Raw genomic sequence first — 26,297 nt, forward strand, 5'->3', positions numbered from 1 at the left:
CCGTCAGGTCATCTTGCGCACGACGTGGCGCTCGAGCAGCAGGCCGAGCGTCAGGGTCGCGAGGGCGAACAGGAGCGTATAGGCATAATCGACGGTGATCGGAAGGTCCGGATAGAACCCGAGCCGGACCCACTCGATGATCTGCACGGCCGGGTTGTATTTCAGCCAGTGATAGATCTGGTCCGGCAGGAAGTTCGGCAGGAACATCACGCCGCTGGTCACGTAGATGACGATCGTGAACAGGACGAAGCCGATCATCCACGCCGGGTAGAAGGCGACGATGCTGACGTTGATCGTCCCGACCCCGATGCCGAGCAGGATCGCCGCGAGGTAGCCGCACATCGCGGTGAACGGATCGGCGGGAACCGGATCGACACCGATCGCCACCAGGATCGCGAGGATCACCAGCAATCCCAGGAACCCGGTGACGATCTCGACGAGGATGCGCGAGAACACGACGTCGAAGAGCTTGACCTGGGGATAGTAGGTCAGCGGCCGATTCGTGATGACGGCCTTCATCACCTCGCGCGAGATGTACTGGAACACGAGCACCGGAACCGCGCCGCTGGCGAAGAACAGCGCCCGGCTGTCGCCGATCGGCGCCGGAACCCCGCGGGTGACGTAGATGGTGACCAGCATGAACACGTGGACCACCGGCCACAGCACGACGATCGCGTAGCCCCAATGCGATCCGCCGAAGCGCGTGCGCATGTCGCGCAGCATCAGCGCGTGGAGCACGTGCAGGTAGGATTCCATCTGGCTTCGTTCGGGAAGCCGGGAGGGCCGTTCCGCGGTCGCAGGCATTCGATCTCCGCCTCGTTCGCCCGCCCGTGTCCGGCATGAAAACGCCGGAACTATGGATCGGAGCACCGCCGTGGGGCATGACGGGGACGACCCGCATCGCGGCGTGCGACGGACTTACGGCGGTTCGGACCGGCGCGGGACAAGGCCCCGGTTCGGTCCGCGCGAGGGTGATCCGATGTCCTGAACGCGGTTTGAGAGACCGCTGGCTCTCGGGAATTCTGGTCGGAGTGGCAGGATTTGAACCTGCGACCCCCACGTCCCGAACGTGGTGCGCTACCAGACTGCGCTACACTCCGACGACCGGCAATGACGCCGGCGAGCGGCGGTATAGCCGGCGCTTCGGCAGGCCGCAAGCGGCATGTCGGATCGAGGAGGGCAATCGGGTGAACCCGACTGCCCTGCGGATCGAGCCGAGCGCGCCGGCGATCAGGGCGGCAGGTCCAGCCATCCTTCCGCGAGCGCACACAGGGCGACGGCGGCGTCCGGCGCGCGGATCGCCGCGGCGCCGACGGTGCCGGGGCCCGGCTCGAGGTGATGGAGCGTCCAGGCCGGCGCCCTGTCGCCGGCGATCGCGACGAGGCGCGGGGCGTCCGGCGGCAGGGTGACCGCGAAGCGGTCGAGCGGCAGGGACAGGCCGGCGCCCAGCGCCTTCACCACCGCTTCCTTGCGCGTCCACAGGCCGGTGAAGGCGGCCTCGACCGCGTCCCGCGGAAGCGCCGACAGCGCCGCGGCCTCGGCCTCTGCGAAATGCACGCGGGCGATGCGCAGCGCGTCCGGGATCGGACGAAGCGCCTCGACATCGACGCCGATCGCGGCGTGCGGCGAGACGCCGACGAGGGCGCGGGTGCCCGAATGCGACAGGTTGAAGCGCAGCGCGCCGGCAAGCCGCCCGGCAAGTTCGGGCTTTCCGGCAGGGCCCGCGGCGAAGACGATCGCGTCCGCGGCGACGCCGAGGGTGCGCCCGAGGATCAGACGGAGGGCGGCGTGGCTCGCCCGGTAGCGGTCGCGGTCGTCCCGCCGCAGGAAGCGGTCCGCGCGCGCGGCCTCCTCGGGCGACAGCCGCGCGGCGCAGCGCGCGAGCTGCGCCTCGGACAGGGCGAGATCGACGCTCCAGACCCGGATCGCCGCCGCGGGACCGGGCTCCGTGACCGCGAACGCGCCGCGGCTCATCGCAGGGCTCGCGGCCGGCCTGCGGCTTCCCCGGCGCGTGCTGTAGGATGAGGCAGGGACGGGGCGAAGGGATGCGCGGGCAATGACCGGCTTTCAGGAGCGGCGGGCATCGAGGATCGGCCGTCGCGGCCGCCGCCGCAAGCGGTACGGGGCGTGAGCGCGGCCGTGCCGGCGGCGGCGGCCCTCGTCCGGCGCCTTCCGACCCTGCGGAGCCGGCCCGCGCGCTACGGCGCGTTCTTCGCGACCTACCTCTACCAGGGGCTGGTCGCCGGGTTCTCGCTCACCGCCCTGTCCAACCACCTTGCGGCGCAGGGCGTGTCGAGCGCGGAGGTCGGGTTCCACTTCGCGCTGGCCGGCCTGCCCTGGACGGTGCAGCCGATCCTGTGGGGGCCGCTGGTCGATCGGGCGAGCGGCGCAGCGATGGGCCGGCGCCGGGTCTGGAGCGTCGTCGCGGTCCTCGGCTGCCACGCGGCCTTGTCCGGCCTCCTGCTCGTTCCCGATGCGGCGTCGCTCGGGGCGCTCGGCCTCGTCTTCCTGTGCCACAGCCTGTTTGCCGCCCTGCTCGACACCGCCTGCGACCGGATGGTGATGGACCACGTGCCCGCGGGCGAGCTCGGCCGGACGAGCGCCTGCACCCGGGCGGGCTTCGTCGCCGGCGCCAGCCTCGGCGCCGGATTGTTCGGCTGGCTGCTCGCCACCCACGGCTTCGGGTTCAGCGTCCGCTGCCTGCTGGGCGCGGGCGTCCTCGCCAGCCTGCCGGTGCTGCTGGTGCGCGAGGCCCCCGGCGACGCCCTGCTCTCGCTGGCCCGGCGCCCGGGGGAGGCGGCGGTGCGGGCCGTGCCGTTCGGGCGGTTCCTGCGCCGCCTCGGGCTCGGCCTGCGGCGGCCGGGCGCCCTGCGGCTGATCGCGCTGTGCTTCTCGGTGGACGCGGCCCTCGCCCTGTTCGAGCTGCCGTTCTCGGTCGATCTCGTGCAGGCGCGGGGCTGGGACGCCGCCGGCCTGTCGCGGCTCCAGGCTGGCCTCGCCCTCGCCGGCGGCACGCTGGGCGCGCTCGGGATCGGGCTGTGGTGCGACCGGTCCGGCCCGCTGCCGGCGCTGCGCACCCTGTTCCTGGCGAGCGCCGCCGCCTTCGCGGCGAGCGCCGGCCTGATCGCCGCCGGCCTCGCCGGGCCGGCGGGGGCGGCGATCCTCGGCGTCACCACCGTGCTGCCGGGCCTCCTCGTCGTCGCCCTGGTGCCGGCCCTGATGCGGGCGAGCCGGGGGCGGGCGGGCGCCGCGACCCGGTTCGAGGTGTTCATGGCGGTGATGAACCTCGGCTCCGTCGCGGGCGGCGCCGCCTCGGGCGTGCTGGCGCCGGTGCTGCCGCTCTCGGGCGTCGCCGCCCTCGCGGCGCTGGTGCTGCTGGCGAGCGCGGCGCTCGTGCGGCGCCCCGGCCTGATCGCCTCGGCACCTGAAGGTCCCGCGGCGCCGTGAGCGAAGCGCCCGCCCCGGTGGAGGCATCCGTTCACGCCGATGCGGTAGAAGCCGCGCCCTGCCCCCTTCCGAAGCGCATGACGATGCCCGCATCCAAGCCCGACGCGCCGACCCGACTCACCGCCGAGGCGGCGCGTGCCCGCCACGCCGCCCTCTCGGAGGCGATCGCGGAGGCCGACCGGCTCTACCACCAGGAGGATGCGCCCGAGATCTCGGACGCGGCCTACGACCGCTTGCGCCGGGAACTGGAGACGCTGGAGGCCGGCTTCCCGGAGTTGTCCGGGACCGGCGCGGCGAGCGCGGCGGTCGGCGCCAAGCCCTCGGAGAAGTTCGCCAAGGTGCGCCATGCCGTGCCGATGCTGTCGCTCGGCAACGCGTTCGCCGACGCGGAGGTCGAGGAGTTCGTCGCCCGCGTCCGGCGCTTCCTGAACCGGCCCGCCGACGAGACCCTCGCCTTCACCGCCGAGCCGAAGATCGACGGGCTGTCGCTGTCGCTGCGCTACGAGCACGGCCGCCTCGTCACCGCGGCGACGCGGGGCGACGGCGAGACCGGCGAGAACGTCACCGCCAACGCCCGCACGGTCCGCGACATCCCGCAGGCGCTGGCCGGCGCGGGCTGGCCGGCGGTCTGCGAGGTGCGCGGCGAGGTCTACCTCTCGCACGCCGATTTTGCCGCGATCAACGCGCGCCAGGCGGCGGCGGGCAAGGCGCTGTTTGCTAACCCGCGCAACGCGGCGGCCGGCTCGCTGCGCCAGCTCGACCCGTCGATCACCGCCGCGCGGCCGCTGAAGTTCTTCGCGTATGCCTGGGGCGAGGTCTCGGAGGCGATCGCGGCGACGCAGTCCGGCGTGCTCGCCCGCTTCGCGGCGTGGGGCCTGCCGGTGAACCCGCGCACCGTGACCTGCGAGACCGCGGCGGAGATGATCGCGCACTACGGAAACATCGAGGCGGACCGCGCCGGGCTCGGCTACGACATCGACGGCGTCGTCTACAAGGTCGACGACCTCGCCCTCCAGCGCCGCCTCGGCTTCGTCTCGCGCTCGCCCCGCTGGGCGCTCGCCCACAAGTTCGCCGCGCAAGAGGCGCTGACGGTGGTCGAGGGCATCGACATCAACGTCGGCCGCACCGGCTCGCTCAACCCGCTCGCGCGCCTGCGGCCGGTGACGGTCGGCGGGGTGGTGGTGTCGAACGCCACGCTCCACAACGAGGGCTACGTGAAGGGGGTGGGCGGCGACGGCGAGCCGATCCGCGAGGGCCGCGACATCCGCGTCGGCGACACGGTGATCGTCCTGCGGGCGGGCGACGTCATCCCGAAGGTGATGGACGTGGTGCTCGACAAGCGCCCGGCCGACGCGACGCCCTTCGTCTTCCCCGACACCTGCCCAGCCTGCGGCAGCCGCGCGGTCCGCGAGATCAACCCGCGCACGGGTGCCCCCGACGCGGTGCGGCGCTGCACCGGCGGGCTGATCTGCCCGGCGCAAGGGGTCGAGCGGCTGAAGCACTTCGTCTCGCGCAACGGCTTCGACCTGGAAGGCTTCGGGCAGACCTACATCGAGGTGCTGTTCGAGGCCGGCCTCGTGCGCCAGCCGGCCGACCTGTTCCGCCTCGATTTCGCGCGCCTGAAGGCGGCGATCGTCGCGCGGCGCGAGGCCCTGTCCGCGGAACGGCGCGAGGCGGGTGTCCCGGCACCGAAGAAGGCGACGAAGAAGAAGGGCGAGGAGGAGGACAAGGCGATCCACAACCTGCTGGCTGCCGTGGCCGACCGCCGGAGCCTGCCGATGAACCGCTTCCTGTTCGCGCTCGGCATCCCCGATATCGGCGAGTCGACGGCCAAGGCGCTGGCCAGGCGGTTTTCCGATTTTTCGGCCTTGGGGGCCGCTCTGGCCGCCGCCGGCGCCGCGAAGGCGGGGCCGGACTGGCTCGAATTCTCGGCGGTGCCGCGCATCGGCCCGACCACCCGCGACCGGCTGCTGGAGGTCGGGCTGCCGGGCGAAGCCGCCGGCGATGCCGTGGACGGTCAGGACGGCGAGCCTCCGGTGGTCGGCGTCGCGAAGATACGGTTCAGCACGAGCCAGCGCGCGAGCCTGCTCGCCCATTACGGCAGCGAGGCCGCGATCCACGAGGCGATCGCCAAGGCCGCAGCGCAGCGCCCCGGCGACGCCTACCGGGTGTTCGCCGACGACGGCGAGATCGGCCCGGTGGCGACGGATTCGCTGATCGCGTTCTTCTCCGAGCCGCACAACGACGCGGCGGTCTCCGCCCTCCTCGACGAGGTCGCGGTGGAGCCGATGGCGGCGACGGCGCAGGCCGCAGCCTTCGCCGGCAAGACTATCGTCTTCACCGGCACGCTGGAACGGATGACGCGCAACGAGGCGAAGGCCACGGCCGAGCGGCTCGGTGCCAAGGTCTCGGGCTCGGTCTCGGCCAGGACCGATCTCGTCGTCGCCGGGCCCGGCGCCGGCTCGAAGCTGACGGACGCCGAGAGGCACGGCGTTCGGGTCGTCTCGGAAGACGAATGGGTCGCGATGGTGGCCGGTGCTTGAAGCGCGGGTCCGCCGGTCATAGACCGGGGACCATGGCACTCAGGCGGCCGGCCCGGCCTCGCGCATGACCGTCATCGCCCTCGACTTCGAGACGGCCAACGAGCGGCGCGACAGCGCCTGCGCGGTCGGGCTCGCCTGGATCGCGGACGGCCGCGTGGTGCGCAGGGCCTCGCGCCTGATCCGGCCGCCGGAGCTGCGGTTCGCGCCCGGCAACATCCGCGTCCACGGCATCCTGCCGGCGGACGTGCGCGACCGGCCGATGTTCGCCGACGTGATGGCCGAGTTCCTGCCGGACCTCGCGGGCGGGCTGATCCTGGCGCACAACGCGGCCTTCGACATCGGCGTGCTGCGCGCCTCGCTCGCCGCCTGCGGACGGCCGGTGCCGCCGCTCTCATACCTTTGCACGCTTCAGATCGCGCGAAAGGTGTTTCCGGACCCCGCAGGGTGCGGCCTCGGCAAGGTCGCGGGACGGCTCGGCATCCGCTTCGAGCACCACGACGCGGGCGAGGACGCCTATGCCTGCGCCGAGATCGCGCTCGCCGCGGTCGGCCAAACGGGTGCGCGGGACGTGCCGGACCTGTCGCGGGTGCTGGCGCTCCCCGTCACGCGGGTGGACGGCCGCGGCGCCGTGCCGCGGCCGGTCGCGGGCGCGATCAGCAGCCGCATCCTGCGCGCGCTGACGCCGGCGCAGCCGGAGGCCCTGCGCTTCGCGATGCGCGGCAGCACCGGCAACCGCTACGAAGTCTCGCTGGAGGACCGCGCGACCGGGCTGTCGCTGCGCTGCACCTGCATGGCCGGCCGCCACGGGCTGCGCTGCCGCCACGTGAAGGCGCTGGTGGTGGGCGACATCACCGACCTGCTCTCGGGCAACCATGCCGACGTCGAGGCGTTGCGCCGGCGGCTGGCGGCGTCTTGAGGGAGGCCGCGCCGCAGGTTGAAACTCCGAAATCGCCGTCGGACCCCCTCCCCCCTCTGCGGGGGAGGGTGGCCCTCGCGTGAGCGAGGGTCGGGCGAGGGGAGCGCGTTCTCCGGCACCGGCGCTCCCCTCTCCCGACTTGGCTCGCGGGCCACCCTCTCCCGCAGAGGGGAGAAGGATTAGCCGGGAGTCACGCCGCCTGCTTCGCCGCCTCGCCGTAGAACGTCCCGCCGGTCTCGGCCATGGCGAGCAGGTTGTCCGGCACGGCGAAGCGCGGGCCGTGCTTGGCTTCCAGCCCCTGCGCCAGGGCGACGAACGCCTCCGCGCCCATGAAGTCGATGTACGACAGCGCCCCTCCGGTGAACGGGGCGAAGCCGAAGGCCAGAATCGAGCCGACATCGGCCTCGCGCGGGTCGGTGATGACGCCCTCCTCCACCGTGCGGGCGGCCTCCAGCGCCTGCACCACGAGGAGGCGGTGCTTCAGTTCGGCGATGTCGAGCGTGTCGGGGTCGAGATGCGTCGGCTGGAGGTCCTTCAGGCCCGGCCACAGGCGCTTCGGCCCGCCCTCGGGATAATCGTAGAAACCCTTGCGGTTCTTGCGCCCGAGCCGCCCCCGGCCCTCGACCATCTCGACGAGCAGCGCCTTCTGCGCCGGATCGACCGCGCCGGGGCCGGCCTGCGCCTCCGTCGCCCGGGCGATCTTCAGCCCTAGGTCGAGCGCCACCTCGTCGTTGAGCGAGAGCGGGCCGACCGGCATGCCGGCCATCCGGCCGGCGTTCTCGATCATCGCCGGCGGCACGCCCTCGTTCAGCATCGTGTGGCCTTCGAGGATGTAGGCGCCGACGCAGCGGTTGGCAAAGAAGCCACGGGCGTCGTTGACGACGATCGGGGTCTTCTTCACCGCGCGGACGTAGTCCAAGGCCGTCGCGAGCGCGCGGTCGCCGGTCGCCGCGCCGCGGATGATCTCGACGAGCATCATCTTCTCCACCGGCGAGAAGAAGTGGATGCCGAGGAAGGATTCGGGCCGCGCCGACGCTTCGGCGAGGCCGGAGATCGGCAGCGTCGAGGTGTTCGAGGCGAGGATCGTGTCGGGACCGATCACCGCCTCGACCTGGGCGATCACCTCGGCCTTCACCTGCGGGTCCTCGAACACCGCCTCGATGACGAGGTCGCAGCCTGCGAGGTCGGCGTAGTCGGCGGACGGCTGGATGCGGGCGAGCAGCGCGTCGCGGTCGGCGGTCTTGGCGCGGCCCTTGTTGATCTGGCCGGTGATCAGCGTGTGCGCGTAGGCCTTGCCCTTCTCGGCGGCCTCGATCGATTGATCGACCAGCACCACGTCCATCCCGGCCTGGGCCGTGACGTAGGCGACGCCCGCGCCCATGAAGCCGGCGCCGACGACGCCGACCTTCTTCAGGTCGGAGGCCGGCACGTCCTTCGGGCGGCGCGCGCCCTTGTTCAGCGCGCCCATGGAGATGAACAGCGTGCGGATCATCGCCGTCGCCTCCTTGGTGCGCAGGATCATCGCGAAGTAGCGGCTCTCGACCCGCAGCGCGAGGTCCATCGGCAGTTGCAGGCCCTCGTAGACCGAGGCGAGGATCGCCTTGGCCGCCGGGTAGTTGTCGTGCGTCTCGCGCCGGTAGATCGCGTTGGCTGGCGGCCAGATCATCATGCCGGCCGGCGAATGGACTTTTCCGGACGGCGGCTTGAACTTCGGCACGTCCCAGGGCGCGACCGCCGAGCCGCCGGCTGCGATCCACGCCTTGGCCCTGGCGACGATCTCGTCCTTGGGGGCGACCTCGTGGACGAGGCCCATGGTGCGGGCCATGGCGGGGCGGATCTGCTCGCCCTTGAACAGCATCTGCAGCGCGTCGCCGGTCTGCATCAGCCGCGCGACCCGCTGGGTGCCGCCGCCGCCGGGAAACAGCCCGACCTTGATCTCGGGCAGGCCGATGCGGGTCTTGGGATCATCCGACACGACGCGGTGATGGCAGGCGAGCGCCAGCTCGAAGGCGCCCCCGAGGCACAGCCCGCTCACGGCCGCCGCGAACGGCTTGCCGCAGGTCTCGAGCTTGCGGAACACCAGCGAGAGCCGGCGCGAGGCCTCGAAGAAGTGGCGCATGGCGGGCTCCTCGCCCTGTTCGCGCTTGAGCGTCTCGTACTCCAGGCCGAGCCCCTGAAGCATCGTCAGGTCGGCGCCGCCGGAAAAGTTGTCCTTGCCCGACGTGACGACGCAGCCCTTGATCGCGGCGTCCGTCACGACCGCGTCGACGATCGCCTCGATCTCGTCGATCACGGCTTGCGTGATCACGTTCATCGAGCGGCCGGGGCAGTCCCAGGTCGCCAGCGCGACGCCGTCGGCATCGGTCTCGAAGCGGAAGTTCTGAAGATTCATCGCCGGTCCTCGGATGGCTCGTGCAAGCTTAATCGGCCGCGTTAACAGCGTGGAGACGTTTGATCCCCAAGCTTACGGCTGGGGTTAGAGCAGAAGAAGCCAATGATCGCCAACAGTGGGTGTCGGGCTTGCCGCGACGGCGAGCCGCTCGATTTCGCGTTCACGATGGCCTTCCAGCCGATCCTCGCGGCGCGCGCGGGCCGCGTCTGGGGCTACGAGGCGCTGGTGCGCGGCCCTGAAGGACAGTCGGCGGCCTCGATCCTCGACCGCGTCACCGACGCGACCCGGTACCGCTTCGACCAGGCGGCGCGGGTGCGCGCCATCGAACTGGCCGGCCGCCTGTTCCCGCCCGACTCCGACGCACGCCTGTCGATCAACTTCATGCCCAACGCGGTCTACGAGCCGGCGGCCTGCATCCGTGCCTCTCTGGAGGCGGCGCGGAGGGTCGGGTTCGCGCATCACCGGATCATGTTCGAGTTCACCGAGAACGAGCGGTTCCGCGACATCGCCCACGTCGAGCGCATCGTCCGCGAATACCGGCGCCAGGGCTTCATCACCGCGCTCGACGACTTCGGCGCCGGCTATGCCGGCTTGAGCCTGCTCGCGAACTTCCGTCCGGACCTGATCAAGATCGACATGGACCTGATCCGCGGCATCGACGCGGATGCCGGGCGCGGCACCATCGTCTCGGGCCTCGTCGCCATCGCCGGGGCGCTGGGCGTGTCGGTCCTGGCGGAAGGGGTCGAGACGCGGGCGGAGTTCGATGCCCTGCGCGCCCTCGGCATCGATCTGTTCCAGGGCTACCACTTCGCCAAGCCTCTCCTCGAAGGGCTGCCGCACGTCGCCGGCTTCACCGACGCGGAGCGATCCGCGGCGGCCTGAGGCCGGCGGGCGCGCCATAGCCGGACCGCTGCGCTTGCGGTCTCAGCGGGCGGGCATCGGCGGCGCACCGGGCTGCGGCGCGTTGTCGCCGGCCGAGGCCACCGCGAGCATGTTGAGCAGCTTGGTCACGGAGGCCTGCGAGATCGCCGTCACCGTCGAGGACGGGTCGGCGTTGATCGCCTGGAACTTGAGGTAGGTCTTGTCCTCATAGACCTCGTTGAGGTGCTTCAGCTCGGGCAGCGCGAACTTGGCCGCGTATTCCTTCGACAGGCCGTCGACCATGATGCCGCTCTGCTTGTCGAACTCCGCGCTCAGCTCCTTGCGGACCGATTCGGACTTGTCCTCCGGCATTGCCGCGACGGTCTTCTCCAGGGCGGCGTTGAAGCCGGTCTGGAGGTTCCTGATCAGGGTCTTGCTGACGAGGGTCCTGGCCTCGGCGACCTTGTCGGCGGCCTCGTCGGCGCGGGCAGCGGGCGGCAGGGCGAGGGCTGTGGTCAGGCACAGGGCGGCGAGCAGGCGGATCATCGTGTCTCCCTCGGTGTCGTTCTTGATGTCGTTCTTTGGAGTCGTCCTCGGCCCCGCCGTTTGCCGGCACGGGCCGCGCTCGCCTCTATCAGCGTTTCCAGGGATTTGGGAGCGGCCGGCCGCTCCCGGGATCGTCACACCCGCTCGATGATCGTCGCGGTGCCCATGCCGGCGCCGATGCACAGCGTCACCAGGGCGCGCTCCTTGCCGGTGCGCTCCAGTTCGTCGAGCACGGTGCCGAGGATCATCGCGCCGGTGGCGCCGAGCGGGTGGCCCATGGCGATGGCGCCGCCGTTGACGTTGACCTTGGCCGGGTCGAGGTCGAAGGCCTGGCAGAAGCGCAGCACCACGGCGGCGAAGGCCTCGTTGACCTCGAACAGGTCGATGTCGGAAAGGCTCAGGCCGGCGCGCGCCAGCACCTTCTTCGTCACGTCGACCGGGCCGGTGAGCATCAGCGCCGGGTCGGAGCCGATGTTGGCGAACGCCCGGATGCGGGCGCGGGGCCTCAATCCGGCGCCCCGGCCGGCTTCCGCCGAGCCGATCAGCACCGCCGCGGCGCCGTCGACGATGCCCGACGAGTTGCCGGCGTGGTGCACGTGGTTCACCGCCTCGACCTCCGGGTGCGCGTCGATCGCCACCGCGTCGAAGCCGCCCATCTGGCCCATCTGCACGAACGACGCCTTGAGGCTTGCCAGCGACTGCATGTCGGTGCCCGGCCGCATGTGCTCGTCGCGGTCGAGCAGCGTGAGGCCGTTCACGTCGCGCACCGGCACGACCGAATCCGTGAACAGGCCGTCCGACCAGGATCTCGCGGAGCGCGCCTGCGACTGCACCGCGTAGGCGTCGCAATCGTCGCGCGAGAAGCCGTACTTGGTGGCGATCAGGTCGGCGGAAACGCCCTGCGGCATGAAGTAGGCCTTGATCGCGATCGCCGGATCGACCGGCCACGCGCCGCCGGACGCCCCCAGCCCGACGCGGCTCATCGATTCGACGCCGCCGCCGACCGTCATGTCGTGCTGGCCGGCCATCACCTGGGCTGCCGCGAAGTTGATCGCGTCGAGGCCGGAGGCGCAGAAGCGGTTGATCTGCACGCCCGGCACGTGGGTGCCGTAATCGGCAACGAGCGCGGCGGCGCGGGCGATGTCGCCCCCGGCCTCGCCGACCGGATCGACGCAGCCGAGCACCACGTCGTCGATGCGCTTGGTATCGAGCCCGTTGCGGTCCTTGAGCGCGCGCAGCGCCGTCTCGGCCAGCCGCAGGGCGGTGACCTCGTGCAGCGACCCGTCCGGCTTGCCGCGCCCGCGCGGCGTGCGGACGTGGTCGTAGATGAAGGCCTCGGTCATGGCGTTTCCCTTAGGATCTTCCCCGCTTGCGCGGGCGCTTATCGTTTTCGGGGGACCGGGCGACCGACGATGCAACCGCCTCTCCCTCTCCCTTCTGCGGGAGAGGGTGGCCCGCGAGCTAAGTCGGGAGAGGGGAGCGCCGTATCCGGATACGGCGCTCCCCTCTCCCGACCCTCGCGTGAGCCGAGGCCCACCCTCCCCCGCTAAAGGGGGGAGGGAAGAATAGACGATCAGAACGCCTCGGCCGCCAGCGTCATCGTCGTGTCCGAACCGGCCTTGATCCGGGTAAGCCGCATCGCCGTCTCGGGCAGCACCCGCTCCATGTAGAAGCGGCCGGTGACGAGCTTGGCCGCCATGCGCTCGGAGGCGGCCTCGGCCTGCCGCGCGACAGCCGCCTTGGCGATCCTGGCCCACATGTAGCCCATCGCCACGAGGCCGAGGAGGTGCATGTAGTCGGTGGCGCCGGCGCCCGCGTTGTCGGGCTTGGCGAACGCGTTCTGCATGAACCACATCGTGGCGCCCTGGAGGTCGTTCAGCCCGGCCTGGAGCGGGCCGGTGAACGCCGTCATCGACGCGTCCTCGTCGTTGTCCTTGATGAAGGTCTGCACTTCGCCCAGGAACGCCATCATCGCGCGGCCGCCGTCCTTGGGCAGCTTGCGCCCGATCAGGTCCATGGCCTGGATGCCGTTGGCGCCCTCGTAGATCATCGCGATGCGGGCGTCGCGCACGAACTGCGACATGCCCCATTCCTCGATGTAGCCGTGGCCGCCGAACATCTGCTGCGCCTCGACCGCGTTGGCAAAGCCCCGGTCGGTGAGCACGCCCTTCACCACCGGCGTCAGCAGCCCGAGCAGGTCGTCGGCGGTCTGGCGTTCCCCGGCATCCTCCGAGCGGTGCGCGATGTCCGATTGCAGCGCGGTCCAGAGCATCAGCGCGCGCGCCGATTCGTTGAAGGCGCGCAGGCCCATCAGCGTGCGGCGCACGTCCGCGTGGACGATGATCGGGTCGGCGGCCCTGTCCGGCGCCTTCGCGCCGGTGAGCGCGCGGCCCTGCAACCGGTCCTTGGCGTAGGCGGCGGCGTTCTGGTAGGCGACCTCGGACTGGCCGAGCCCCTGGACGCCGACGGCGAGCCGCGCCTCGTTCATCATCACGAACATCGCGTTCAGGCCGCGGTTCACCTCGCCCACGAGCCAGCCCTTGGCGCCGTCGTAGTTCATCACGCAGGTGCTGTTGCCGTGGATGCCCATCTTGTGCTCGATCGAGCCGCAGGAGACGCCGTTGCGCGCGCCTGCTGAGCCGTCCGGGTTCACCAGGAACTTCGGCACCACGAACAGCGAGATGCCCTTGGTGCCCGCCGGCGCGCCCTCGATCCGGGCGATGACGAGGTGGACGATGTTCTCCGACAGGTCGTGCTCGCCCGCCGAGATGAAGATCTTGGTGCCGGTGAGGCTGTACGCGCCGTCGCCGTCGGGCACCGCCCGGGTCTTCAGCAGCCCGAGATCGGTGCCGCAATGGGGCTCGGTGAGGTTCATGGTGCCGGTCCAGGCGCCCTCGACCATCTTCGGCAGGTAGGTTCGCTTCTGCTCGTCCGAACCGTGCACCAGCAGCGCCGCGATCGCGCCCTGCGTCAGGCCGGGATACATGCTCAGCGCGAGGTTGGCGCCCGAGCCGAATTCCTGGATCGCGGTGTTGAGCGTGTGCGGCAGGCCCTGGCCGCCATAGGCCTCGGGCACCGAGAGGCCCATCCAGCCGCCCTGCGCGTAGGCGTCGTAGGCCGCCTTGAAGCCCTTCGGCGTCGTCACCGAGCCGTCCGGATGGCGGGTGCAGCCCTCGACGTCGCCGGCGCGGTTGAGCGGCGCGAGCACGTCGTCGGCGAGCTTGGCGCCCTCGTTCAGCACCGCCGCGACCACGTCGGGGGAGGCGTCGGCGAAGCCTGCGAGGTTGGCGTGGTTGTGGAAGCCGAGCACGTCGTCGAGGAGGAACAGCGTGTCCTCGACCGGGGCGCGATAGCTCGGCATCTGGTATCCTCCGCGTGCGGGCGGGCGTGCCGTCCGGCCTGTCTCCGGCCGGTGGGCGCCATGATGGTTCATATATAAACTATCTCGCCCCGCCCAGGCAAGGGGGCGGCGCGACCCGCCTCGATGCCGCCGCCGCGCGCGACGTCGGGACGGGGGTGCGGCGCATCTTAACCGCGTGTTTACCAAGACCGTTAATCGTCGCCGATGACCGATCCGACGGCGGCGTTCCGGGACCTTCCGCATCCTGCCGCGCAAGCCGTCCGGAGCGGTGCCGCACGCCGCCGAACGCAGGCCCGATGATGACCCGAAACGCGACGCCGAGCTTCGACCGATTCGATCCCGACGTGATCGAGGCGGCTCGCGACGTCGCCCGCCGGGCCGGCGTTCCGCTGGAGACGTGGATCGCCTCCGTCGTCCCGAACGCGGGGACGGCAAAGCCCGGCCAGGGCAAGCCTTCCGCGCCCCGGCCCGCGGGCGGCAGGGCTCAGCGACGCCGCGCCGACGTGACCGCCTCACTGCCCGCCTCCCTGTCCAAGGCCGCTTCCGAGCCGGCCGGGCATCCGGAGCCGCCGGCAGCCGTCGCCGGGGCCGTCCCGGCCGACGCGCTCGGCGCGACCTTCCAGGCGCTGCTCACCCGGATCGACGGCCTCGACCGGACGCTCGCCGAGGAACGCCGGTCGGTCGAGGAGGCCGCCCGGCGCCGGATCGAGGACATCGAGGCCCGGATCGGCGAGGCGCTCGGCGCCGCCCCGGTGCAGCAGGTCGCCGACCGCCTCGGCGACATCGAGCGCCGGATGTCGGCGCTCGGCGAGCAGGTCGCCGCGTCGCGGCCCCCGGGGCGTCGCGGGCGAGCGGCCGTCACCGAGATCCGCGATGCGGTCCAGGATATCCGCCAGCGCCAGCGCGAGCTCGGCGCGGGCTCGGAGAGCAGCGTCGTCGCGACGATGCGCGAGGACCTCGCCCGCCGCCTCGACGCCACCGTCGCGGAGGCCGCACCGGCCGCGCCCGCGGCGCAGGACCCGTCCGCCGACCCGGACCCGTCCGCGAACCGGGATCAATCTGCGAACGCCGTGTCGGAACTCCGGCGCGAGACCACCCGGCTTCGCGAATCGATCGGCCACCTCGCCACGGGCCGCGACCTCGGCGCCCTGGAGCAGGCGGTGATCTCGCTGGCGAGCGGCGTCGAGCGCGCCCAGGCGCCCGCCGACCTCGCGGCCATCGCCGCGCCGATCGAGCTGATCCGGGTCAAGGTCGAGCGGCTCGCCGACGACGTCGCCGAGAACGTCCACACCCGCGTCGCCGGCGACGTCGAGCGCCTCGCCGCCCGCCTCGACACGGTCGTGGCCGCCGGCCGCGGCAGCGCCGTCGATCCCGACGCGCTCGCGGACCTGTTCCGCGAGTTGGAGGAGATCCGCCACCTGATCGCGGCGCTCGCCGGGCCGGAGCGCATCCAGAGCCTCGCCCACGGTCTCCAGGCGATCAGCGCGCAGATCGCCCAGCTCCAGGGCGCCGCGACCGCGGGCGGCGACACGGCCCTGCGTCCGCTGCTCGAGGAGATCCGCACCGGGCTGAGCGCGGGCTCGCCGGCGCCGGCGGCCCTCGTCAGCCAGATCGAGGCGATGGCCGGCAAACTCGACGCCCTGCAGGCCGGCGCCCGCGGCGCGGACACCGCGGCCTCGAAGGCGATCCTCGGGCGCATCGACGCGCTGGCCGACAAGGTCGACCGCGTCAGCGCCCAGCCGGTCGGCGACCTGATCGGGCGCCTGGAAGGTCTCGGCGCGAGCCTGCGCCAGCCGGCGATGCCGGGCGCCGACGTCGCCTCGATCCACACCATGCTGCGCAACCTCGCCGAGAAGGTCGACCGCGTCGGCACACGCTCCGGCGGCGAGGGCCTCGACGCTCTCGAGAAGCAGGTGGTGTCGCTGGCCAACCGCCTCGACGCCCGCAGCGCCGACCCGACGCTCGCGAGCCTGGAGCGGACGATGGGCGACCTGCTCCGGCAGGTCTCGGCGCTCCGCGAGGAGGCGCCGATCGAGGCCGCCGTCGAGCGGGCCGCCCGCGGCGCGCTCGCCGACGCGGTCGGCGGCGCGCGCGAGGCCGCCGAGCGGAGCGAGTTCGGCCTGCTCCGCGCCGGCCTCGCGGACATCCAGGCCCGGCAGGCCGCCTCGGACCAGCGCCTCGCCGCCACGCTGGAGGGCGTGCAATCGGCCCTCGACCGCCTGACCGGACGCCTCGGCGAGCCCGCGCGCGCCGCCGCCGGCGCCCGGCCGGCGACGCTGGAGGAGCGCCTGCTCGCCTCGACCGGGGTCGAGGCGCCCCGCGCGCGACCGGCGCGGCGGCCGGAATTGCCGAGCGCGATCGGCATCGGCCCGGCACCGGAGACCGGCCGGGGCGACGAGTTGCTCGAGCCCGGTGCCGCACGCCCGGTCAAGGACGCACCGGCGCACGAGCGCCCGGCGCGCGAGCGGGCCGAGACCGCGGAATCCGACGGCTCGGCCGACATCAAGACCAACTTCATCGCGGCCGCCCGCCGTGCCGCCCAGGCCGCCCAGGCCGAGGTCGCCTCGGAGGCCGCGCTCTCGGCCGGCCGGCGCGAGCCCCGCGCCGGCGCACGCAAGGCCACGCCCGCCGCGGCCGCCCCAGGCGAGGGACCCGTGGCGCGCCTGCGCGCCGAGATCGACCGCCGCCGCCGCCCGCTGCTCCTCGGCCTCGCCGCGATCGTGCTGGCGCTCGGCGCGCTTCAGGCGATCAGCATGCGTCCCACGGGCGGCGCCGAGCCGGCGCGGACGAACCTGCCGCCGGTCGTCGCAGCCCCCGCCAGGGACGGCGCCGGCTACGCCGAGTCCGGTGCGCCCGCCCCACCCAAGGCCGGGCCGGCGATGCCGACACAGGCCGAGGCGGCGCGCAGCGCCCTGCCCGATCCACAGACGACGCAGGCCATCGCCTCCCCGGCGCCGGCCGAGGCCCGCCCGGCCGCCGCCAAGGTCGCGCCGCCGCAGGTGTCGAACATGGCCTCGCTCTCAGCCGACCTCGCAGGCATCCCGGCCGGGCTTTCCAAGCTCCGGCAATCGGCGCTCGACGGGGACGGCACCGCGATCTGGGAACTCGCCGGGCGCACGGCCGACGGGCGCGGCCTGCCGCGCGACCTGTCGCTCGCGGCCAGGCTCTACGAGAAGCTCGCCACCTCCGGCTACGCGCCGGCCCAGTACAAGCTCGCCGGACATTTCGAGAAGGGATCGGGGCTGGTCCGCGACATCGCCCAGGCCAAGCTCTGGTACGGGCGCGCCGCCGAGCAGGGCCATGCCCGCTCGATGCACAACCTCGCGGTGCTCTACGCCGAGAACCCGGCCGCCTCGGGCAAGCCGGACTACGCCTCGGCGGCCTCGTGGTTCAGGCAGGGCGCGGAGTATGGGGTGCGCGACAGCCAGTACAACCTCGCGGTGCTCTACGCCCGCGGGCTCGGCCTGACGCAGGACCTGACGCAGTCCTACGCGTGGTTCTCCGCGGCCGCCGGGCAGGGCGACGAGGATGCCGGCAAGAAGCGCGACGACGTGGCGACCAAGCTCAGCCCGGCCGACCTCGCCGCGGCGCGCAGCCTCGCGGCCAACTTCAAGCCCCGCCGGCTCGACCGGGCGGTCAACGACCCGCCGGCCCCCAACGAGGCCGCCACCGGCCCGATGACCCTGCTCGGCGCGCCCGCGCCGGCCGGCCCGGCCTTCGCGCCGGCCGCCCGCAAGGGCGTCTGATCCCCGGGGGCCGAAGTTCCCGATGCGTCCCTCCGGGCGCCGCCATCATCATCCGCCGGTGCGGCGTCGGCGCGATGCGGGCCGGCGGCCGGACGGCCTACGGCGGAAGCTTGACCAGGATGCCGCAGCGCGGGAACCGTCCGCGCCCGCGGCCGTATAGACGTTCGATTCGATACGCGACCGCCGATCCGCAGCGGGCAGCCCGGAGGTCGGATGACGCGCGTGACTCCCGTACCGATCGGTGCCGTGCTGCTCGGCGTCGCCGGCCTGATCCCGTTCCTCGGCTTCGCGGCGCTCGCGGTCAGCGGCAGCGACGGCGGCCTTGGCACGATCGGGCTGTCGCCGCGCACGATCCTGTCCGGCTACGGCGCAGTGATCGCCTCGTTCCTCGGCGGCATCCGCTGGGGGGCGGCGGCGGCGCGCAACGCCGGCAACGCCGACTACCTGCTCGCGATCATCCCCTCGCTGCTGGCCTGGGCGTCGCTCGCCGCGCCGGCCCCGTGGGACCTGCGCATGCTCGGCATCCTGGTGCTGGCCTGGGGCCTCGTCGATCAGGACCTCGTCCGGCGCGGCCTCGTCCCGGTCTGGCTCGGGCGGCTGCGCCTCGTCCTGTCCGGCGTCGCGGGCGCAGCCCTGCTGGTGGCGGCCTGAATCAATAGCCGACGCCGAGGATCAGCAGGCTGACGTAACGGCCGGCGAGCGGAAGGCCCAGCTCCGGCAGACGGCCGGATGCGCGGGCCTGCGCGAAGTACGGACGGGGGGCGCGGCGGTGCGCGATCGTGCGGCAGCCGGCGCGGTCCGCGTTCCATCCGGCCTGCGCGCAGGCGAGGCTGTGCAGGGGCGGCGCGTCCGCGAGAACCGGCGCGGCGGCGACGAGACCGCCGACGAGACCGAGGGCGATGATCGCCGAATGGGAGAGGGACCGTGACATCGTGAGAACTCCTCGGACGTTCAGCAGGTAGGGGCTAAGCGACGGGCGACCGGCGCGCGATCCACTGGGATCGGGCACGATCGCGGTTTTTTCCGGACAGGCCCGCCCGAAGCTGCCCGGACGGAACCTTCAGCCGCACGCGGACGGGCGCTGCTCGATGCGAAGCCGCATCAGAATCCGATGCCGACCATCGGGGCGGCACCGCCGCCGCCGCCGCCGGATGAGCGCGGCGCCGGGGCGGAGACGCGCGCCTCAGCACGGGCACGGGGGGCGGGCGCGGCACGGACCTGGGCGGCGCGGGAGCGCGACGCCTCCTTGGCCTGCTGCGCCGCGCGCCGCCGCTGGTCGGCGACGGCCGCAGCGCGCTCCGCCTGCCGGTCGGCGGCCCGGCGGGTCGCCTCGGCCGCGCGGCGGCGGTTGGCGGCGGCGGCTTCGTCGGCGGCTTCGCGGGCGCTCTCGGCGGCCTCGCGGCGGCGGGCGGCGGCGGCCCGCTCGGCCTGGCGCTCGGCGGCCGCTTCGGCCGCCGCCTGGGCGCGGCGACGCTCGGCCTGGGCCTCGTCCTTCGCCTTGCGGCGGGCGGCCTCGGCGATGCGGGCGTGCTCGGCATCCTCGCGGTCGGTGACGACCGTCTCCGACTCGGCCTTCCGGCGTGCGATCTCCGCGGCCTTGCCGCGCTCCTCGGCCTCCTTCTGGCGGGCGGCGATCTCCGCGGCCTTCGTCCGCTCGCGCTCCTCCGCCGCGCGGGCCTCGGCCGCGGCCTGAGCCTCGGCCTTCGCGGCGGCCTTGGCCTGCGCCTCCGTGGCGCGCTCCCGGTTCGTGAGCTCGCCCGCGGCCTGAGCGCGGCTGCGCTCCTCGGCCTCGCGCACGGCCTTCGCAGCCTCGGCGGCGCGGGTTGCGGCGTCGGCCTCGCGCTGGCGGGCGGCGGCCTCGGCTTCGGCCTTCCGGCGCTCGGCGGCGAGCGCCTCGGCGCGCTGCTCCGCCTCCTGCCTGCGCACGGCGATCGCGGCGAGGCGGGCGGCCTCCTCATCCTCGCGCTTGCGCGCGGCGACCTCGGCGGCCCGCGCCCGCTCTTCGGCCTCGCGCTGCTTGGCGGCGGCCATCGTCTCCGCCTTCTGGCGGGCGGCCTCGGCGGCCTTGGCACGCTCGGCCTCCTCGCGCTGCTTGGCGGCCTCGCGATCGAGACGCTTGCGCTCCAGCTCGGCGGCCTTCTTCTGCCGGTCGTCCTCGTCGCGCTGGCGGGCGGCCTCGCGCTCCAGGCGCGCGGCCGCCTCGCGCTCGCGGGCGAGGCGCTGCAGCGTGTCGAGCCGGTCTTCCGCCTCCGGGAGCAGCAGGGAACTCGGGTAGGTCTCGATGAACTTGCGGATCGCGCCCTGGTCGGTCGAGAGCCTCAGCCGGTCCCAGGCGCGCTGCTCGGCGGCGCTCGGCTTCGGCACCGGCTGCACCGGCGGCGGCTCGACCCGGGGAGAGGTCCGGGTGTTGGCGGGCATCCCGCCCGCCGGCGGACCGCCCGAGGCGTCGCTGGCGACCGGCGTGATCGCCGCGTAGGTGCCGCCGGTGCTGAGCTTGGCGACCTGCACCCGCGCGAGCTCGGCGTAGAGCCCGGTCTTGTGCGTGTTGAGGAAGACCTCCCAGGCCTCCTTCTTGCCGACGCGCTCGACGATCTCGTAGTCGGACTTGGCGTTGTCGGTGAGCGCGGCCGGGGCCGCCTCCGCCTTGGCCGGCACGAGCGCGACGGTGCCGCCCCCGAGCGAGCCGTAGACGTAGGGCTCCTGCCGGCGCCCCGTCGCCTTCAGCACGTCGTCGCGCACCCGGCCGAAGGCGAGGCGCACGTCGAGGCCGGGGACCGTGAGGCTGGCGAGCAGCGCGGTCGTAAACGGGCTGTGCGCGGCCTCGCCGTCGTTGGCGACGAACCCCTCGGCCGCAGCATAGGCGATCAGCGTGTCGGTCTGGCTCGTCTCCACGCGGCCGAGGCCGGCGCTGATGGCGCGGCTCGCGACCCGGCGCTTCATCTTCGAGCCGAACGGGTTGTCGCGGCAGGCGTCGAGGATGACGAGGCGCAGGCGCTTGGCCGGCTCCAGGGCCGTGATGATGCGGTCGAGCGAGATCGCCTCGTCGTCGGCGTCGCGCTCGTTGAGCAGCTTGGCGTCGGTGGGGATCAGGTAGTTGGTGCGCTGGATCTGGATGCCGTGGCCGGCATAGAACACCACGGCGATGTCGGAATCGGCCGCCGCGTCCTCGAAGTCGCGAATCGCGCGCTTCAGTTCGAGGTTGCCGACATCGGTGCGCGCGGTGACCACGTCGAAGCCGGCGGTGCGGAACATCTCGGCCATCGCGGTGGCGTCGTTCACCGCGTTCGGGAGCTGCGGCACCGTCTGGTAAGCGCCGATGCCGACCACGAGGGCGACGCGCCGCCCGTCCGCCGAGGCCTGCTCGGCGTAGAGCGTCAGCAGCATGCTGACCAGTATGGCGATCGCGAGCCGTGTCACGGCGGTGGCCTCTGCGCGGGCGGGGCGGAGACCATTCGGTCGCCGCCGTCCGCCACGCGAAATTAGGCGGTGCCCCGCATTCGCGCAACGGATAAATTGCACGGGCACCGGCCGTGGCCCGCGCGAATGCAGGGCAACGTGCGATTGTTCACATCAACCATCGCTCCGATACTGTCGATCGCCCCCGCATCGGCGCGCCGGGGCTCAGCGCGCGGGGTCGGCCGCCCGGACCGGCCGGATCAGGTCGCCCTCCCTCAGGAAGGCGCCCGCCCGCGACACCACCGTGTCGCCCTCCTCGATGCCGTCGGTGATCTCGACGAGCTTCTCGGAGGACAGGCCGGTCACGACCGGGCGCCCCTCGATCCGGCGCTTGTCGGCGCGGTAGACGACGATGCCGTCCGGCTCCCGCGTCACCGACGCGTGCGGCACCGCCACGCCGCAGCGTTCGGCGACGCGCACGATCCCGCTGGCGAACTGGCCCTGGCGAAAGCCCTCGCCGAGGCTCTGGCCGCCGGCGAGCAGGATGCGGACGCGGCCGAGCTGCGTGCCCGGATCGACGCCCGAGGCCACGAGGCGCACGCGCCCCGGCACCGGATTCCCGCCGAGCGGCGTCACGATCACGCCCTGATCGGGCTTGAGCCGGCCGAGGGCCGCGAGCGGCACCTCGGCCTCCAGCTCGAACGCGCCGCGGTCGATCACCCGGAACAGGGCGGGCGCCATCGCCGAGGCCGGCCGGCCGGCGACCGCGTTCGCCTGCCCGATCAGCCCGGCGACCGGGCTGCGGACCGGGATCGGGCGCTGATCGGGGTCGCCCTCGCGCACGAGCTGCGCGATCACCTGGCCCGCGCGGACATCCTCCAGCGGGCCCGCGAGCGCGCGCAGCACCCGCATCCCCTCGCCGTCGGGCCGGACCTCGATCTCGCTGCGCGGCACGATCACCCCGGCGACCCGGATCTGGTCGCGGAAGCAGGCCTTCTGCGCCCGGACGACGGCCACCGAGATCAGGTCGTCGCGGTCGGGCGCGTCGGCCGCGGCGGCGACCGGGTCGGGCGCACGAAACAGCGATGCGGGCGCGGCAAACCACAGCGCCCCGAGCCCGAGCAGCAGCACCGCGCCGCCGGCGAGCATCAGGCGCCGTGGGCGGGCGGGCCGCGGCACGGCCGCGGCCGGATCGCGCGGCATCACCACGCGGTAGGCGTGGACGGGGCGCGGGATGTTCTTCAGGCGCTGCGGGCCGATGTCGCGGAACGCGACCGCGACCTTGCCGGAGACCGCCTCCTGCACGGTGCGCGACAGGCACAGGCCCCCCGGTTCGGCAAGGCCCTCCAGCCGCGCGGCGACGTTGACGGCATCGCCCAGGAGGTCGCCGTCCTGCTCGACCACGTCGCCGATGGTCAGCCCCATCCGGAACCGCACCCGGCGGTCCGCGGGATCATCGCGGTCGAGGGCGTCGAGCCCGGCCTGGATCGCGAGGCCCGCCCTCAACGCCTCGACGCCGCTCGGGAACTCGGCGAGGATCGCATCCCCCGCGGTGTTGAACACGCGCCCTCCGAAGCGGGCGACCTCCGCGCGGAACACCACCTTGGCGGCGGTCAGCCGGCGGAGCGTGTCCTCCTCGTCCTTCGCCATCAGCCGCGAGTAGCCGGCGACGTCGGCCGCGAGGATCGCGGCGATGGTGCGCTTCATCGGCCGGTCCGCGGGCCCGAACGCGGAGAGGGGCAGCCGCCGACGCGCGCGTCCGTGCCGGCATCAGGACCGGCATGGAGACCGGCCGCGTTCGATGGTCGATCGGCGACGGACATGCAGAGATCACGCAGGTTTCAACCCACTCCCGATGACGGGCCAATCCCGGCCGTTGTCAAGCGCGACGCGGCTCGTGTCAGGGTGATCGCTTGAAAGCGATGACCCTGATTTATTGTTGCCTCAAGCGCCGGCGGCGGCCTGCGCGGCCTTGGCTTGCGCTCCGCTCGACGCCCGAGAGGACGTCCGTCCTCTCAGGCCCGCTCCGCGGGGCGCTCTTCGCGCCCGGAAAGCGGCACGATCGCTTTCAAGCGATTGCCCTGCGAGGTGAAGCAGCACCGCGCCGCAGATGGCCGAGAATGCGAAGCCGCCGAGGCTGGAAAGGGCTGCTGCTACGGCGACGGCGCCCATGACGGCCGCGTTTGGCACGCCTGGGTGTCCGGCCAGGAGCAGTCACAAGGCGGCCGCACCGCGCAGCATCGCCCCGAACCAGCCGACGTCCGTGACGCACCGAGTGACAGCGCGCACGACGTAGGGTGGCGGTGAGACCGGCCGTGCTGTGTAACAGGGGCCACCCTGCGCGTGGTCATCGGCGGCCTTCCGGCAGCATTCCCGCTGTGAGCCCGAAGGATGGGTCGGGCCGCGGTTCGATACGGTGCCAAACCAAGCCTCAGTCGTTCAAAAACGCGCGCGGGTCCGGCCCGTCATCACTTGGACAGCCGAGTTCGTAGCGTTCGTAGTCCGAGTTCGCGTCCGCGCACGCTGCGTTTGCACCGACCAGGGCGGACCGGCCGACAGGCGTGGTCGATAAAGCGGCTTCGGTCGCCGCACCGCTCTCGGCGGCCTGGGGAAGCGCGGCCAAGGACAGAAGCGCGCACACGCAGAGAGGGACCGTGAAACGAGACATGCGCTTGATCTCCGCGTTGTTCGCTGGTGATGCGTTGGATGCCGACCCTGGCCAGCGGGATGGCACCGCCTGAGACCGGACGGAGCCGGCATCGCGGCTCCCGCCGGCCGGGCTGAGGCGTCGACATGCGGTGCGCGCCGGGGGGCTCACCGGAACGGGGATGACGCGGCACCGGGCGGTCCGAGGCCGCACACGGTCAGGCCCCCCGCCAATCCTTCGCGCCTGCGGGCGGTTGCCGGTTGGCGGGATGCGCCGGCCGCCGATGTCGCTCCGACGACGGGGGCGGTCACGCCGAGAGCGAACACGGGGCGTCATCCCGACGCCAGTAAAGCGTCGTTGAAGATGGTGATGCCATCCGTAGCGAGGTCGTCGTCCGGGGCGCGGGCGAGCGAGGCGCCCAGCAGGACCAGCACGGCTGCGAGGATAGCCAGGCCGGTCAGCACCCGCGCCACGGTGGTGGCATAAGCGCGGGCGGCGTGGATCAGTGCGCAGCCCAGGGCGAAGGCGCAGACCTGCGTGGCAGGTATGGTCAGGTCGGTCATCACCGTGGCGTCCTCGATCTCATGACGGCGGCGGTGAGAGACAGCGAGGATGCGGTGCGCAGGGTCGGCAGCGCCGCGACCGGTGGGACCGGGGGCACCGGGAACGCCCCGACCCGGTCGGCGAGCCGCCGGCTCCAGTGCCGGGCAGGCGTCTCGATCCAGCGGTGCGTCCAGGCGGCGACCGTCAGCACCAGCCCGACATAGGCCAGCACGAGGCCATCCGCGCCCAGAGCCGAGCCGAACGGTGACACCATCACCGGGATCGCAGCGGCCGCGTCCGGCAGCAGCCAAGGCAGGCCGGAGAAGGCGGCACCGCGCAGGCCATTCTCCACGGCAAACCACACCGGCACGTGTACGAGGTAGATCGAGAACGACAATTCGCCGAGCCGGGTCAGCGGACGGGCCGAGAACGCTCGGACCACACGCCCTTCGTCGGAGGCGAGGCCGAGTACGAGCCCAGCGAATGCGAAGGGGACGAGCAGCGACCATCCGCTCTCAGCCGGCAGCATCACGAGCAGGCCGGCCAGGGCCAGCACAGCGACCTGCTCGCGCGTGCCGAGCCGCACCGCGCGCCCACGAACGTTCGCGTAGGCGGCGTGCACGAGGCAGCCGAGGAAGAAGGACAGCAGGCAGCGGAAGATCGCCGGGCCGGATGTGGTGGCAAGTCCCTCGGGGGCGAGGGCGATGGCGGCGAGCCCGAGCCCGGACAGTCCGGCCCACAGCGCGATGCGTCCGCGCCGCAGCGCCAGCACGGTCAGGCCGAATAGCAGGTAGGTCCACAGCTCGACGGCAATCGACCAGCAGGGGTGGTTCCACATCCAATCGAGGCCGGGGATGAGGCCGAAGGTCATCGTCGCCTGGGCCAGCAATGGCATCACCCCGGTGAAGGCCGAGAAGGTCTCCCGGCCGGCGCTCAGCCCGGCCCGGTCGGCGAGGAAGACAGCCGTCTCCAGGGCGAGGAAGGCTGCGAGCGCGGCGAAGTGGAGGGGCAGGAGACGGCCGGCACGCTTGAGCGTGAAGCGGGCGAGGTCGGCGGGCGTGCGCATGGCGCTGTAGGTGGCGGCCATGACGAACCCGGAGAGGACGAAGAAGAAATCCACGGCGTAGAAGGCGTGGCGGATGTGCACGAGGTCGTGGCCGTGCCAGTCCCAGCGCAGGTGGTAGAGGACAACGGCGAGGGCGGCGAGGCCGCGCATGGCGTCGAGCGCGACCCATCTCTCCGTGGGCGTGGCGGTGCGGGCTGTCATGGTTGCGGAAATCCGGGATCGGCAGTCGGAGCGGAACATGGCGGATCAGGAGCCCGCGGCGCACGGGCCGCGGGCGGGACGCAGGGTCAGTTCGGGATGGTGCAGGTGGCGATGTCGCCGCTGGGCAGCACATCGCACATGGCGGGCGCCTCGGTCCGCACCGCGGCGGGGTTGATCGACGCCTCCGAGGTCGACGGGGCGATCAGCATGGTCGTCAGGAACTCAGCCGAGGCCAGCAGGAAGCCAGCAGCGAAAAGATGTACGGCGCGCATGGGTCGGCTCCTGTGCAGTCCATCGGTCCGAACCTTCGCGGATCGGCCCTGTCGGCATCTGCATCGATATCGAGCCGCTATAGAAGCTTAGGTATTGGCGGCATGCCTCCCTCATATGGGGTATGCGGCTCACGCCCCGGACTTGTTTCCGCGTCTGAAACACGGAAGCTGCCTCGGTGGCGAGCGGGCCCGGAACCGCGCGGTGAAGGGCAGTTTCAACGACCGGTGGCGACGGACCGGCTAGAGCATTTTCCAGCGAGGCGGATGCCGGCTCGCGTGAAGAAAATGCGATCACACAGAGGCTTATATACCGCGACTCCGAAGGAATCCGTTTTTTCTGTTTTCAGGCAGCGATTTGCG

General features: G+C 72.7%; 18 protein-coding genes and 1 tRNA gene. 6 read left to right on the forward strand and 13 right to left on the reverse strand.

Annotated elements, in window-relative coordinates; translation table 11 throughout:
• Window positions 1-3: 3 nt before the first annotated feature.
• The 3 genes from ACFE86_RS03685 to ACFE86_RS03695 form a co-directional block, all read right to left on the reverse strand.
• On the reverse strand, window positions 4-804 hold the full coding sequence (locus ACFE86_RS03685) for an ABC transporter permease (RefSeq protein WP_375453980.1): 801 nt from the start codon (window positions 802-804) through the stop codon (window positions 4-6).
• Window positions 805-1,023: 219 nt separating this feature from the next.
• Window positions 1,024-1,100: transfer RNA gene (locus ACFE86_RS03690), tRNA-Pro, on the reverse strand.
• A 130-nt stretch (window positions 1,101-1,230) separates the two neighbouring features.
• Complete coding sequence (locus tag ACFE86_RS03695; protein WP_375453981.1) at window positions 1,231-1,974, reverse strand: 4'-phosphopantetheinyl transferase family protein; 744 nt, start codon at window positions 1,972-1,974, stop codon at window positions 1,231-1,233.
• Window positions 1,975-2,127: 153 nt separating this feature from the next.
• Here ACFE86_RS03695 and ACFE86_RS03700 point away from each other — a divergent pair, with 153 nt between their 5' ends.
• The 3 genes from ACFE86_RS03700 to ACFE86_RS03710 all read left to right on the forward strand — a co-directional run bounded on the left by ACFE86_RS03700 (window position 2,128) and on the right by ACFE86_RS03710 (window position 6,906).
• Window positions 2,128-3,447 carry an MFS transporter gene (locus ACFE86_RS03700; RefSeq protein WP_375453982.1) on the forward strand — a complete coding sequence of 440 codons (1,320 nt, stop codon included), beginning with the start codon at window positions 2,128-2,130 and terminating at the stop codon, window positions 3,445-3,447.
• An 83-nt stretch (window positions 3,448-3,530) separates the two neighbouring features.
• Window positions 3,531-5,990, forward strand: coding sequence for an NAD-dependent DNA ligase LigA (gene ligA, locus ACFE86_RS03705; RefSeq protein ID WP_375453998.1), 2,460 nt, complete (start codon window positions 3,531-3,533; stop codon window positions 5,988-5,990).
• A 64-nt stretch (window positions 5,991-6,054) separates the two neighbouring features.
• Complete coding sequence (locus ACFE86_RS03710; protein ID WP_375453983.1) at window positions 6,055-6,906, forward strand: 3'-5' exonuclease; 852 nt, start codon at window positions 6,055-6,057, stop codon at window positions 6,904-6,906.
• A gap of 190 nt (window positions 6,907-7,096) precedes the next feature.
• Here ACFE86_RS03710 and ACFE86_RS03715 read toward each other — a convergent pair whose 3' ends face one another.
• Entirely contained in the window at window positions 7,097-9,298 is a 2,202-nt protein-coding gene (locus tag ACFE86_RS03715; protein WP_375453984.1) for a 3-hydroxyacyl-CoA dehydrogenase NAD-binding domain-containing protein, read from the reverse strand.
• Between the two features lie 102 nt (window positions 9,299-9,400).
• On the opposite strand from ACFE86_RS03715, the gene ACFE86_RS03720 reads away from it, so the two are divergent.
• Window positions 9,401-10,180 carry an EAL domain-containing protein gene (locus ACFE86_RS03720; protein WP_375453985.1) on the forward strand — a complete coding sequence of 260 codons (780 nt, stop codon included), beginning with the start codon at window positions 9,401-9,403 and terminating at the stop codon, window positions 10,178-10,180.
• A 42-nt stretch (window positions 10,181-10,222) separates the two neighbouring features.
• On the opposite strand, the gene ACFE86_RS03725 is transcribed toward ACFE86_RS03720, so the two are convergent.
• The 3 genes from ACFE86_RS03725 to ACFE86_RS03735 all read right to left on the reverse strand — a co-directional run bounded on the left by ACFE86_RS03725 (window position 10,223) and on the right by ACFE86_RS03735 (window position 14,066).
• Complete coding sequence (locus ACFE86_RS03725) at window positions 10,223-10,705, reverse strand: hypothetical protein (protein ID WP_375453986.1); 483 nt, start codon at window positions 10,703-10,705, stop codon at window positions 10,223-10,225.
• A gap of 134 nt (window positions 10,706-10,839) precedes the next feature.
• Entirely contained in the window at window positions 10,840-12,048 is a 1,209-nt protein-coding gene (locus tag ACFE86_RS03730) for an acetyl-CoA C-acetyltransferase (protein WP_375453987.1), read from the reverse strand.
• 230 nt (window positions 12,049-12,278) lie between these two features.
• Window positions 12,279-14,066, reverse strand: coding sequence for an acyl-CoA dehydrogenase C-terminal domain-containing protein (locus ACFE86_RS03735; protein WP_375453988.1), 1,788 nt, complete (start codon window positions 14,064-14,066; stop codon window positions 12,279-12,281).
• A 296-nt stretch (window positions 14,067-14,362) separates the two neighbouring features.
• Between ACFE86_RS03735 and ACFE86_RS03740 the strand changes: the two genes are divergently transcribed.
• On the forward strand, window positions 14,363-17,812 hold the full coding sequence (locus ACFE86_RS03740; protein ID WP_375453989.1) for a hypothetical protein: 3,450 nt from the start codon (window positions 14,363-14,365) through the stop codon (window positions 17,810-17,812).
• A gap of 213 nt (window positions 17,813-18,025) precedes the next feature.
• A complete protein-coding gene (locus tag ACFE86_RS03745; protein ID WP_375453990.1) occupies window positions 18,026-18,463 on the forward strand; it encodes a DUF3429 domain-containing protein in 438 nt (145 codons plus the stop codon).
• Window position 18,464: 1 nt separating this feature from the next.
• On the opposite strand, the gene ACFE86_RS03750 is transcribed toward ACFE86_RS03745, so the two are convergent.
• The 6 genes from ACFE86_RS03750 to ACFE86_RS03775 all read right to left on the reverse strand — a co-directional run bounded on the left by ACFE86_RS03750 (window position 18,465) and on the right by ACFE86_RS03775 (window position 25,937).
• Window positions 18,465-18,743, reverse strand: coding sequence for a hypothetical protein (locus tag ACFE86_RS03750; protein ID WP_375453991.1), 279 nt, complete (start codon window positions 18,741-18,743; stop codon window positions 18,465-18,467).
• A 170-nt stretch (window positions 18,744-18,913) separates the two neighbouring features.
• Window positions 18,914-21,229 (reverse strand): caspase family protein, encoded by a 2,316-nt coding sequence (locus ACFE86_RS03755; RefSeq protein ID WP_375453992.1) that lies wholly within the window; start codon window positions 21,227-21,229, stop codon window positions 18,914-18,916.
• Between the two features lie 204 nt (window positions 21,230-21,433).
• The gene (locus ACFE86_RS03760) at window positions 21,434-22,915 is read right to left on the reverse strand and encodes an HlyD family efflux transporter periplasmic adaptor subunit (protein WP_375453993.1); all 1,482 of its coding nucleotides are present in this window, start codon (window positions 22,913-22,915) and stop codon (window positions 21,434-21,436) included.
• Between the two features lie 1,272 nt (window positions 22,916-24,187).
• Window positions 24,188-24,418, reverse strand: a complete 231-nt coding sequence (locus ACFE86_RS03765) for a hypothetical protein (RefSeq protein ID WP_375453994.1) — start codon at window positions 24,416-24,418, stop codon at window positions 24,188-24,190.
• On the reverse strand, window positions 24,418-25,665 hold the full coding sequence (locus ACFE86_RS03770) for an acyltransferase family protein (RefSeq protein ID WP_375453995.1): 1,248 nt from the start codon (window positions 25,663-25,665) through the stop codon (window positions 24,418-24,420). The genes ACFE86_RS03765 and ACFE86_RS03770 overlap by 1 nt, the downstream gene beginning before the upstream one ends.
• Window positions 25,666-25,751: 86 nt before the next feature.
• Window positions 25,752-25,937 carry a hypothetical protein gene (locus tag ACFE86_RS03775; RefSeq protein WP_375453996.1) on the reverse strand — a complete coding sequence of 62 codons (186 nt, stop codon included), beginning with the start codon at window positions 25,935-25,937 and terminating at the stop codon, window positions 25,752-25,754.
• Window positions 25,938-26,297: the final 360 nt, after the last annotated feature.

The organism is uncultured Methylobacterium sp. (assembly GCF_964244095.1).
Taxonomy (GTDB): Bacteria; Pseudomonadota; Alphaproteobacteria; order Rhizobiales; family Beijerinckiaceae; genus Methylobacterium.